The sequence below is a fragment of the Stenotrophomonas sp. PD6 genome, assembly GCF_049199305.1.
Lineage (GTDB): Bacteria > Pseudomonadota > Gammaproteobacteria > Xanthomonadales > Xanthomonadaceae > Stenotrophomonas.
Map to the genome: position 1 here is coordinate 81,215 of NZ_JBLZQD010000005.1, position 11,396 is coordinate 92,610.

General features: G+C 68.6%; 7 protein-coding genes. 4 read left to right on the forward strand and 3 right to left on the reverse strand.

The window, feature by feature from the left end; translation table 11 throughout:
• Positions 1–141: 141 nt before the first annotated feature.
• Positions 142–756 (reverse strand): hypothetical protein, encoded by a 615-nt coding sequence (locus ACOZHM_RS09800; protein WP_421569061.1) that lies wholly within the window; start codon positions 754–756, stop codon positions 142–144.
• Between the two features lie 323 nt (positions 757–1,079).
• Here ACOZHM_RS09800 and ACOZHM_RS09805 point away from each other — a divergent pair, with 323 nt between their 5' ends.
• Complete coding sequence (locus tag ACOZHM_RS09805; RefSeq protein ID WP_421569062.1) at positions 1,080–1,994, forward strand: oxygenase MpaB family protein; 915 nt, start codon at positions 1,080–1,082, stop codon at positions 1,992–1,994.
• A 139-nt stretch (positions 1,995–2,133) separates the two neighbouring features.
• Here the strand turns inward: ACOZHM_RS09805 and ACOZHM_RS09810 are convergent, their stop codons facing one another.
• Positions 2,134–4,257 (reverse strand): M13 family metallopeptidase, encoded by a 2,124-nt coding sequence (locus ACOZHM_RS09810; RefSeq protein WP_421569063.1) that lies wholly within the window; start codon positions 4,255–4,257, stop codon positions 2,134–2,136.
• Between the two features lie 330 nt (positions 4,258–4,587).
• On the opposite strand from ACOZHM_RS09810, the gene ACOZHM_RS09815 reads away from it, so the two are divergent.
• Positions 4,588–7,554, forward strand: a complete 2,967-nt coding sequence (locus ACOZHM_RS09815; protein ID WP_421569064.1) for an EAL domain-containing protein — start codon at positions 4,588–4,590, stop codon at positions 7,552–7,554.
• A 148-nt stretch (positions 7,555–7,702) separates the two neighbouring features.
• On the opposite strand, the gene ACOZHM_RS09820 is transcribed toward ACOZHM_RS09815, so the two are convergent.
• A complete protein-coding gene (locus tag ACOZHM_RS09820) occupies positions 7,703–8,596 on the reverse strand; it encodes a LysR family transcriptional regulator (RefSeq protein ID WP_421569065.1) in 894 nt (297 codons plus the stop codon).
• Between the two features lie 121 nt (positions 8,597–8,717).
• Here ACOZHM_RS09820 and ACOZHM_RS09825 point away from each other — a divergent pair, with 121 nt between their 5' ends.
• Both ACOZHM_RS09825 and ACOZHM_RS09830 read left to right on the forward strand, forming a co-directional pair.
• Complete coding sequence (locus ACOZHM_RS09825; protein ID WP_421569066.1) at positions 8,718–9,512, forward strand: DODA-type extradiol aromatic ring-opening family dioxygenase; 795 nt, start codon at positions 8,718–8,720, stop codon at positions 9,510–9,512.
• A gap of 155 nt (positions 9,513–9,667) precedes the next feature.
• Positions 9,668–11,311, forward strand: coding sequence for a Na+/H+ antiporter (locus tag ACOZHM_RS09830; RefSeq protein ID WP_421569067.1), 1,644 nt, complete (start codon positions 9,668–9,670; stop codon positions 11,309–11,311).
• Positions 11,312–11,396 lie beyond the last annotated feature (85 nt).

Below are 11,396 nucleotides of genomic sequence, written 5' to 3' on the forward strand. Positions count from 1 at the left end.
GTCCGACGCGGTCTGATGGAACGCGGCAACGGCAGGCGCTACGGAGGCTGCGCGCGGCGATGAACCGCGCGCAGTTCCTGCGGCTGATGCTGGGCGGGGGGGGGGGGGGGGGCCGGGCCCCCCCCCCCCACTACCAGGTGGTCAGAAAGCGGGCTGCAAATGCAGGTTGTGGCCGTTGTCCTGCTCGCCGACATGGTTGAGCTGGCCCACCAGTTCGGAGTGCTGCTTCATGCGGCCCATCTCGCGCATGATGCGGATGTCCTCGTGGCGCAGCTCGCGTTTGGCGCTGACGACCTGCTTGTAGTCCAGCACTTCCGGGTAGTGCTGGGCCATGTCCAGCGCTTCGGCCACGCACTCGATGCTGTCGGCGTCGGAAGTGATGCGGGCGCGGCTGTTGAAGGCCTTCATCCAGCGCTCGAAGCCGGCGGTGTGGTCGAACATGTTGGCCATGAACCAGATCACGAACAGGATCGAGACCCACGAACCGAAGATGATCACCACGCGGGTGAAGGTGATATGGAAGTCGTCCTTCCACAGGTAATTGGCGATCAGGCCCAGGATCAGCAGCGAGGCCGCCTGCCAGCCCACGATGGACGCCATCAGCCACTGACCCTTGGCCTTGGCCAGGGTGGCCACTTCCTCGCGGATCTGCTGCTCACTCTTGTTGCGCCAATGCGCGACCTGCTTCTCGAACGGGCTGCCGTAGAGCTCGTTGTCCTGGAGCAGTAAACCTAAACCTTTGAACAAAGCGATCATCACGGGCTCCTTCGGGAACGTGCAGCGGCGCATTTGGACGGACGGTGAGGCGGGTTCAGTTCTAGCACTTTGGTTGCGGTTGGCAATGGGCAGTGCGACAAATCGCCGCAGGGGCGTTTGCTGAATAGGCGATGGCCGAGAAAATTTGCGCGATGCGACATTCAAAACCGCTGGCAAAAGTCCAAAAACCGCCCCCTTTTTTGCTGCAAATGCACAATCGACGGGGAATTGCGGTTCTCGACGTGGCCGGGGTGTCGGAGATCACGCAGAATTGACGCAACCGCGCAGCTTCGCGGCCTCCGCTTCCCGTTCTGGACCGCCTGATGCCGTCGTTGCTGCACCGCTTGTCGAGCCCCGCCACCGCGCCGATCCGCCGCTGGGTGCTGAGTGCCTTCCCCCGTGGCCAGAGCGGTATCGATTACGACCACCCGCTGGGCGAACCCGGCTGGTTCGGGCCGGACAGCGCGACCTGGCGCGTGCACGCCGATTTCCCCGGGATGCTGGCCGGCGGGCTGTGCGCGCTGATGCTGCAGACCCTGCACCCGCTGGCCTTGGCCGGGGTGTACGACCATTCCAACTTCCGCGACGACCTGGTGGGCCGGTTGCGCCGCACGACGGCGTTCGTGGCGTGCACCAGCTACGCCGCCACGCAGGAAGTGGACGCGCTGGTGGCGAAGGTGAAGCGCATCCACGCGCAGGTGCGCGGGCAGACGCCGGAGGGGCAGGCGTATTCGGCCGACGATCCGGCGCTGCTGACCTGGGTGCATGTGACCGAGGCGTACGGTTTCCTGCAGGGCTACCGGCGCTACTGCCGTGACGTGCCGGAGGCGATTGCCGACCGCTACTACGACGAATACCGGCGCGTGGCCGAAGCGTTGGGCGCGACCCATGTGCCCGCCTCGGAAGCGGCGGTGGCAGCGTATTTCGCGCGGCAGCAATCGGTGCTGCGTTTCGATGCACGCTCGCGCGAGGTGCTGGCGGTGCTGTCCAGCATCCGCCTGCCGGTGCCGATGGCGGGGTTGTCGCGCGAGCTGTTCCTGGGCGCCGGCGCGGCGCTGCTGCCGGAGTGGGCCACGGCGATGCTCGAACGCACGCCGCTGCAGCGCACCCAGGCCCGTGCGTCGGCGCGGTTGCTGCAGGGCATGTCACCGCTGTTCCGCCGCGCGTTGCAGGACGGCGTGGCGGCACGTGCGTGTGCACGGGTGGACGTGCCGATCAGCACGTTGACGCATTGGTGACGCCGCACTCTTCGACGTATTGGTAACCGCCCCTACCAGGCCGTTCACCGTCCCGTTGACGCCGAGGGCTGTCCCCCCGATCCCACAAGGATCAGCAGCGCATCCCCAAAAAAAACGGGCGCCGAAGCGCCCGTTTCCATCACCACACCTTGACCCGCTTGTCCGGGGCCAGGTACAGCTTCTGGCCTTCCTTGACGTCGAACGCCGGGTACCACGCGTCCAGGTTGCGCACGGTGAGCGCGCGGAACTGGCCCGGCGCGTGCACGTTGGTCAGCAGCGAGTTGCGCAGCGCCTGCTCACGCGCCTTGCTGCGCCATGCCTGGGCGAAGCCCAGGAAGAAGCGCTGGTCCGGCGTGAAGCCTTCCAGGGTCTGGCCCGGCTTGCCCTGCAGCGAAAGCTGGTAGGCATCGTAGGCGGTGGCCAGGCCCGCCACGTCGGCGATGTTCTCGCCCAGCGTGAGGCGACCATTCACCGACACGCCCGGGAACGGCTGGTAGCTGCTGAACTGCGCGGCCAGCGCATCGCCGGCGGCGTTGAACTTCTTCAGGTCGTCGGCCGTCCACCAGTTGTGCAGCTTGCCGGTCTCGTCGAACAGCGCGCCGGCATTGTCGAAGCCGTGGCTGATCTCGTGGCCGATCACCGCGCCGATCGCGCCGTAGTTCACCGCGTCGTCTGCCGCACCGTCGAAGAACGGCGGCTGCAGGATCGCGGCCGGGAACACCAGGCGGTTCTCCAGCGGCACGTTCATGGCGTTGATGGTCTGCGGCAGCATCGCCCACTCGCTGTGGTCCACCGGCTGGCCCAGCTTGGCCAGGTTGCGGCGGTACTCGAACAGGCTGGCGCGCTCGGCATTGCCCAGCGCATCGTCGCGCTTCACTTCCAGGCCGCTGTAATCGCGCCACTTGTCCGGGTAGCCCATGCTCACGGTGAGGCCTTCGACCTTGGCCTTGGCGTGCGCCTTGGTCTGCGGCGACATCCACTCCAGCGCGTCGATGCGCTTGGCGAAGGCGGCGATGATGTTCTTGGCCATCTCGTCGGCGCGCGCCTTGGTGGCCGGGTCGAAGTGGCGTTCGACGTACAGCTTGCCGATGGCTTCGCCGACGGCGCTGTTGCTTTCATCCACCGCGCGCTTCCAGCGCTCGCTCTGCTGCGGGGTGCCGTTGAGGGCGGTGCCATGGAAGGCGAAGCGGGCGTCGGCGATGGCCTTGGGCAGGTACGGCGCGGCGCGGTCCAGCGCATGGAAGGCCAGGTAGTCCTTCCACACATCCAGCGGCTCGGTGGCGACCAGGCGCGAGATGCCGGCCACGGCCTTGGGCTGCCACACGATGAAGTCGTCCTGCTTGTCCAGGCCGGCGGCGGCCAGGAAGGCGGTCCAGTCCATGCCCGGCGCCTTGGCGTTCAGGTCGGCCTGCTTCCACGCGTTGGCGCCCTTGGCGACGTCGTTGGTTTCTTCCTGGGTGGCGTGCGCCTGGGCGATTTTGGTCTCCAGCGCGAGGATGCGCTGCGCCTTGGCCGCCGGGTCGGCCACGCCGGCCAGCTGCAGCACCTGGGCGATATAGGCCTGGTACTGCTTGCGCAGCTCGGCCATGCGGCCGCCCTGCAGGTAGAAGTCGCGGTCCGGCAGGCCCAGGCCACCCTGCACCAGGTAGGGCGCGTTGCGGTCGGGCTGCAGCAGATCCACCGACACCCAGGTGCCGAACAGGCGGTCGGTATAGAAGTTGGTGGCGTTGAGCAGGTCCACGTCGGCGCGCAGGGTGCCGCCCAGGGCGGTGGCCAGCGCGGCCTTGTCGGCGATGCCGCCGATGGCGTCCAGCTCGGGCTTGATGGCCCCCATGCCGCGCGATTCGATGCCGGCCTCGTCCATGAACGCGGCGTAGTAGTCGCCGATCAGCTTGGTCTCGCCGCTGGCCTTGGTGTCGCCCGCCGCGCCTTCGAGGATGGCGCGGGTGTCGGCCAGGGTCTTCTCGGAAATGACGTTGAAGCTGCCGTAGCTGGAGCGATCGGCCGGAATCTCGGTGTTCTTGACCCAAGTGCCGTTGGCAAACCCGAAGAAGTCGTCGCCGGCGGCGACGCTGCGGTCCATGCCGGTGGCGTCGAAGCCGAAACTGCCCAGCTGCGGCTTGGGTGCGGCGGGCGGCGTGGCGGTGGCATCGGCGGCAGGCGTGGCGGTCGGGGCGGCCGGCTCACGGTCGCAGGCGGCCAGGCCCAGCGACAGGCTGGCGGCGATGGCAAGCATCAGGGTAGGGCGGCGCAGCTTGGACATGGACTTCTCAGGCAACGGGAAAACCCCAAGTCTAATTCCTCGCTGCCCCGGGGGGATGCCGCCCGCCGCTACCCCAGACAGGTTCAATTACCGAAGCTGGCGAGTCCTGCCGCCATTCATCGGGGGGGGTCAACCTGTGACGGCCGTTATTCTGCTTCCCGCGCCGCGCGGGCTGGTGCATGCTGGGCCACAAGCGCTGGCGCAAGGCGTTGCCGGTGGGGAAACCGGCAAAACAGACGTCAAGAAATTGCGACATCGGCCGCTCAGGTTTGGGGAAACCAGGAATCGTTTACAGATGAAGCCACGCCGTGACTGCGGAAGAGACGCGCGATGCCTGCGATGAGCCACGCCATGGCGCGGCCCATGCGGGCGATCGTGTCGCTGGGCATCGGTCTGGGCGTGCTGCTGGGCGTGGGCCTGGTGCTCATGCTGGTCAACGATTTCCAGCGCCGCCAGGAAGCGGCGCAGCGGCAGAGCACCGCACTGGCCGCCGGCTCGCAGCGGCTGCTGCGGCTGGAGCTGCGCAACCTGGAGCGGGCCATGCGCGGCATTGCCGCCGATGGCGCGCAGCTGTTCGAACGGGTGCCGGAACAGGCGCCCGACCTGCTGGACGAAGCCATCGGCGGAGTACTGCAGCGGCATGCCGAGCTGGACAGCATCGTGGTGGTGGATGAACACGGGCGCGCGCTGACCAGTGGCAGCGGCGATCTGAATCTGCCGCTGTGGGCGGTGGGCGCGCACCGGGGCGCGGACAGCTACCTGTATCTCGGGCCGCCACAGCCGCTGGACGGCCGCCGCTGGGTGCTGCCACTGGCGCTGCGCATGGGGGAGGACCGCTGGCTGTTGAGCCGGCTGCATACCACCGAGCTGGAGTCGATCATCAACGGGCTGGACACCGGCCGCAACGGGGTCATTTCGATCAGCGATGCCAGCGGCCATGTGCTGGCCCGTAGCCCTGACATGGACGGGCTGCATGGCCCCACGTTTGCGTTGCAGCGGCGCGAGCTGATTGGCAGCGACGCGGTCACGCCGCTGGGCGTCGAGCACAGCCCGATCGACAAGGTCGAGCGGATCGCCACCCTGACCACGCTGGGCCAGTACCCGTTGGCGGTCTACGCCGGGCTGGGCCGCCAGGACGTGTTGGCGCCGTGGTGGCCCTACGTGCAGGCGTCGGTGGGCCTGTATCTGCTGTACTGGGGTGCCTTCGCGCTGGTCTACACCAGCCTGCGCCGCGCCACCCGCCGCCAGGATGCGATGAGCGAGGAGCTGCGCACCGGCCATGCGGAACTGCACATGGCCCACCAGGTCGGCAAGATCTGCACGTGGACGGTGGACGAGGACGCGGCGGTGCTGCGCTGGTCGCCGCTGGCCCGTGAAATCTTCGGCATCGACGCCGACGCCCTGCCGGTGGCCGACTTCTTCAACCGCGTGCACCGCGAAGACGCGCAGCGCCTGCAGGCGGCGTTCGACCATGCGTTCGCCAACAACGGCGTGCTCGATGAGATGTTCCGCATCGTGCTGCCCGGTGGGCACGTCCGCTGGGTGTCCGCACGCGGGCAGCAGGTCGGTGCGACCGACCGCGAGCGGCGCATGATCGGCGCGCTCACCGACGTGAGCGAGCGGGTGCAGGCGCTGGCGCGCGCGCAGCAGGCCGAGCGCCAGTTCCGCCTGCTGTTCGACCGCAACCCCGCGCCGTTCTGGGTGTTCGACCCGGACACGCTGCGCTTCCTGGAGGTCAACGAGGCGGCCGTGCGTCAGTACGGCTATACCCGCGACGAGTTCCTGGCGATGAGCATCCTGGACATCCGCCCGCGCGAAGGCTGGGAGGAGATCCGTGGGGCCATCGCCAATGCGGCCAATGGCGAACTGCAGGATGCCAAGGTGCGGCTGCACCGGCGCAAGGACGGCACCCTGTTCGAGGTGCGCGCGCACCTGGCCCGGCTGGACTTCGACGGGCGCGAGGCATGCCTGGTGCTGGCCGAGGACATCAGCGACCGCATGGCCTACGAGCGCGACCTGGCCTACCACGCCACCCACAACCCGGCCACGGGCCTGCTCAACACGCGCGCGCTGGCCGCGCAGCTGGACGAGGAGGGCGGCAGCTACACCATTGCCTACGTGCAGTTCCGCGGGCTGCAGCTGGTGGCCGATACGCTGGGCCGGGAAGTCGGTGAGGTGGTGTTGCAGGCCATGGCCAAGCGCCTGGGCGGGTTGGGCGTGCGCTACGGGCTGCTGGCCTTCCAGCCGGCAGAGGATTTCATCTTCGCCATCCGCGACGACCACGAACGCCAGACCGCGCTGGACACGCTGGTGCAGACGGTGTCCGAGCCGGTGCGTGGGCAGGACTGGCTGCACCAGTTCGAGCCGCGGATCGGCGTGGCGGTGAAGTACGACGGCGATGTGGTCAGCGCCGAGCAGGTCATCAGCATGGCCGCGCAGGCCGCGCATGCCGCGCGCGACGAAGGCAGCGTGATCGCGTGGTTCGACAGTGCGGTGAGTGCACGGCTGGCCGACCGGCTGCGCCTGGCTGGGCGCATCCACAGCGCGATCGACGCCGAATTCGCGCTCTATTTCCAGCCCATCTGCCACGCCACCGACGGCACGCCGGCGTCGCTGGAAGCGCTGCTGCGCTGGCCGCAGTCCGACGGCAGCTTCATTCCCCCGGGCGAGTTCATCCAGCTGTGCGAAGACACCGGGCTGATCCTGGCGCTGGGGCGTTGGGTGATCCGCGAGGCCGCGCGCGCGCAGCGGCAACTGGTGGATGCCGGATGGGACCTGCCGATCGCGGTGAATGTTTCCGCCGTGCAGTTCTTCAACAGCGACCTGGTGGCCGAGTTCAGTCGCGCCAGCCAGGAGTTCGGGTTGGCCCGCGGCGCACTGCACGTGGAGCTGACCGAGAGCAGCCTGATGCGCAAACCCGGCCAGGCCAAGCAGACCATGCAGCGCATGCACGAGCAGGGCATCTGCATTTCGCTGGATGATTTCGGCACCGGCTATTCGAACATGTCCTACCTGCAGCACCTGCCGCTGGACATCCTGAAGATCGACCGCAGCTTCGTAGCGGACGTGGAAACCAACCCGCGCAACGCCTCGATCTGCCGCGCGCTGTTGTCGCTGGGGCACAGCATGGGGCTGACCATCATCGCCGAAGGCGTGGAAACGCCGGGCCAGCACCAGTGGCTGGCCGCGCACGGCTGCGACCAGGTGCAGGGCTATCTGCTCGGCCGGCCGGCACCGTTGGTGGACGTGATCGCGAGGTTGGAGACCGCCGCAGTGCAGGTAGAGCCGGCGGGGTAGAGCCGACTGTTAGTCGGCTGCTCCCCCACCGGCACACGTAAACCGCGCGCTTCGCGCTCAGCCGACTAACAGTCGGCTCTACCCAGTCGGCCCATTCCCGTCGTCGCAACCCAGTCGTTGCAACCCAGTCGGCGCCACCCGATCGGGTTTACCCCGCCGGCTCCGCCAACGCCTCCACCAGATAATCAATGAAGCTGCGCACCTTCGGCGCCAGATGGCTTCTGCTGGTGTACACCGCATAGATGCCGATGGCAGGCACCTCCCATTCGGGCAACACCCGCTCCAGCCGCCCATCGGCCAACGCGTCAGCGACCAGGAAATCCGGCTGCACGATGATGCCCAACCCGGCAATCGCCGCCTCGCGCAGCACATCGCCATTGTTGGCGCGCACGCCGCCGTGCACCGCCACCGAAACCTCGCCGCGCGGCCCGCGCAGCTGCCACGCATCGCCGCCGCCCCAGTAGCTGTAGCCCAGGCACTCATGCGCGGCCAGGTCTTCCGGCTGTTTCGGGTGGCCATGTGCAGCCAGGTAGGCCGGCGCCGCGCACAGGCTGATGCGGGTTTCGGCCAGCTTGCGCGCGATCAGCGACGGCCCGGGCTGGCGGGTGATGCGGATGGCCAGGTCGTAGCCTTCCTCCACCATGTCCACCAGCCGGTCGGAGAGCGAGAGATCCAGCTGCACCTGCGGGTAATGCTGGCGATACCCGGCCAGCAGCGGCCCGAGCCGGGCAATGCCGTAGCTCACCGGTGCGTTGATGCGCAGCAGGCCCGAAGGCTCCAGCGCCTGCGCGCCAATGCCGGCCTCAAGCGCATCGAACTGCGCCAGCAGCTGCACGCATTGCTCGTAGTACGCCGCGCCGGTGCTGGTGGGGCTCACCCGCCGCGTGGTGCGGTTGAGCAGGCGTGCGGACAGGCGTTTTTCCAGCGCGGCGATCTGCCGGGTGACGCCCGCGGTGGACATCTCCAGCGCCTGCGCGGCGGCGCTGAAGCCATTGCGCTCGACCACCGCCACGAACACGCGCATCGCCTCGAGAGTGTCCATTGTTGCGAATCCTGTAATGAACAGCGTCGGATCATCGTATTTATCCGCTCTGGTGGACGCAATACGCTGGCGGTCTGGCATCGGACCCCGCCCGTTGCCGCGTCCCCACTGGAGCACCGCCATGACCCGCCTGCCTTCGCTGTACATCTCCCACGGTTCGCCGATGACCGCCCTGCACCCGGGGCTGGTGGGCGTGCGGCTGGCCGAGCTGGCCGCGCGGCTGCCGCGCCCGCGCGCGATCGTGATGGCGTCGGCGCACTGGCTGACCCGCCAGCCGGTGGTGGGTGCGCACCCGAAGCCGCCGACGATCCACGATTTCGGCGGCTTCCCGCAGGCGCTGTTCGACCTGCAGTACCCGGCGCCGGGCGACCCGGCGCTGGCCGCCGAGGTCGCGCAGCGCCTGGCCGACGCCGGGCTGGCGCCTGCCGTGGACCCGACTCGTGGCCTCGACCACGGCGCGTGGGTACCGCTGCGCCTGCTCTACCCGCAGGCCGACATTCCGGTGGTGCCGCTGGCCCTGCAGCCGCTGCAGGGCCCGGCCCACCAGTTCGCGCTGGGTCGCGCGCTGGCACCGCTGCGCGAGCAGGGCGTGCTGCTGGTCGGTTCGGGCAGCATCACCCACAACCTGCATGACTTCCGCGAGTACCAGAGCGGGGGCGAGGCGCCGTACGTGCGGCCCTTCATCGAATGGGTGGAGCAGCGCCTGCAGGCCAACGACAGTGCCGCGCTGCTCGACTACCGCCGCCAGGCGCCGTACGCCGAACGCGCGCACCCCACCGACGAGCATTTCCAGCCGCTGCATTTCGCGCTGGGTGCGGCCGGCGGCGAGGTGCTGGGTGCGCAACGCATCGACGCCGGTATCGACGCGGGCATGCTGGCGATGGACATCTACCGCTTCGACGGCGCGGCGGCGTGAGCGCGCCGCATGCCGTGTTGCACGCGTCCGCCGGCCCCGCGCACGGGCGGTTGACCACAGCGCCGTTGCCCGCCGCGCGCTGAGCTGCGGCGACCGCTGTCGTACGCGGTTCGGGGTCGGTGTGGTAATTTTTTTCCAGGCTCTCTGGAAAATGCATGCATACGATTGAAGTCGTCCTGGCGATGCTGGTGGCGGTAGTCGCCAGCGGCTACCTGGTCCGCGTACTACCGTTGTCGCTGCCGCTGCCGTTGGTGCAGATCGGCCTTGGCGCCGTCATTTCCGGTGTATTCAACCGCGGCCACGCGTTGGAACCGGAGATGTTCTTCCTGCTGTTCCTGCCGCCGCTGCTGTTCCTGGACGGTTGGCGCATTCCGAAACAGGGCCTGTTCCGCGACAAGGGCGTGATCCTCGAGCTCGCGTTCGGGCTGGTGGTGTTCACCGTGATCGGCGCAGGCCTGCTTATCCACTGGATGATTCCGGTGATGCCGCTGGCGGTGGCGTTCGCGCTGGCGGCGATCATCTCGCCGACCGATCCGGTGGCGGTCAGTTCGATCGCCTCGCGCGCGCCGATTCCCAAGCGGCTGATGCACATCCTGGAAGGCGAGTCGCTGTTGAACGATGCCTCCGGCCTGGTCTGCTTCCGCTTCGCGGTGGCCGCGGTGATGACCGGCACGTTCTCGCTGGCCTCCGCCTCGCTCACCTTCCTGTGGGTGGCGGTGGCGGGCCTGGCGATCGGCGTGGCGGTGACGCTGGGCGTATCCACCTTCCAGCGTTGGCTGTGGCGGCGCTTCGGCGAAGAGCCCGGCGCGGCGCTGCTGGTGAACCTGCTGATTCCGTTCGCCGCCTACCTGCTGGCCGAAGAGGCCAATGCCTCCGGCATCCTGGCCGCCGTGGCGGCGGGCATCACCATGAGCTATGTGGAGCTCACCGGCCGCGTCTCCGGCAGCATGCGCGTGCAGCGCACGGCGGTGTGGAACATGCTGCAGTTCAGCTTCAACGGCATCATGTTCGTGCTGCTCGGCGAGCAGCTGCCCGGCATCGTGGACCGCGCCATCACCACCGTGAGCGAAAGCGGCCACCATAGCGCGTGGTGGCTGCTGGTGTACGTGGTGGTGATCAATCTGGCGCTGGTGCTGCTGCGCCTGGCCTGGGTGTGGCTGTCGCTGCGCTGGAGCGTGCTGCGCGCGCGTCATCGCGGCGAGGCGCGCCCCGGTACCTCCTGGCGGATCGTGGTGGCCACCTCGCTGGCCGGTGTGCGCGGTGCGATCACGCTGGCCGGCGTGTTGACCCTGCCGCTGTTCCTGCCGGACGGCAGTGCCTTCCCGGCGCGTGACCTGGTGATCTTCCTGGCCGCGGCGGTGATCCTGGTGTCGCTGGTGGGCGCCAGCGTGGCGCTGCCGCGCCTGCTGAAGGGGCTGGAACTGCCGGCCGATTCGGGCGAGCGCAAGGAGGAGGACCTGGCCCGGCGGCTGGCGTCGAAGGCGGCGCTGGCCGGGGTGGAACGCATGCGCCAGCAGCTGGTGCAGAACCAGACCACCGACAATGTGCAGCTCTACAACGACGCGGCGTCGCGGGTGAGCCTGCTGTACCAGCGCAACCTGGAGAAGGAGCAGGGCCCCGACAGCGACCCGGAGAAGGTGCGCCGGATGGAGCAGGGCTACCGCCAGCTGCGCACCGCCGGGCTCACCGCCGAGCGCGAGGAGCTGTTCCGGCTGACCCGGCGCGGCCGGATCTCCGACGAGATCGCGCGCCGGCTGATCCGCAACCTGGACCTGCTGGAAACGCGGCAACGCGAATGACGGTAGAGCCACCCCATGGGTGGCTGCGCGGTGCCGGAACGAAGAACAGCCACCCATGGGGTGGCTCTACGCCCTCGGCCCGAAA

Bases quoted from the DNA above. Each gene is read 5' to 3' on its own strand.
- ACOZHM_RS09800 (WP_421569061.1), bottom strand. From the start codon at position 756: ATGATCGCTTTGTTCAAAGGTTTAGGTTTACTGCTCCAGGACAACGAG.
- ACOZHM_RS09805 (WP_421569062.1), top strand. From the start codon at position 1,080: ATGCCGTCGTTGCTGCACCGCTTGTCGAGCCCCGCCACCGCGCCGATC.
- ACOZHM_RS09810 (WP_421569063.1), bottom strand. From the start codon at position 4,257: ATGTCCAAGCTGCGCCGCCCTACCCTGATGCTTGCCATCGCCGCCAGC.
- ACOZHM_RS09815 (WP_421569064.1), top strand. From the start codon at position 4,588: ATGCCTGCGATGAGCCACGCCATGGCGCGGCCCATGCGGGCGATCGTG.
- ACOZHM_RS09820 (WP_421569065.1), bottom strand. From the start codon at position 8,596: ATGGACACTCTCGAGGCGATGCGCGTGTTCGTGGCGGTGGTCGAGCGC.
- ACOZHM_RS09825 (WP_421569066.1), top strand. From the start codon at position 8,718: ATGACCCGCCTGCCTTCGCTGTACATCTCCCACGGTTCGCCGATGACC.
- ACOZHM_RS09830 (WP_421569067.1), top strand. From the start codon at position 9,668: ATGCATACGATTGAAGTCGTCCTGGCGATGCTGGTGGCGGTAGTCGCC.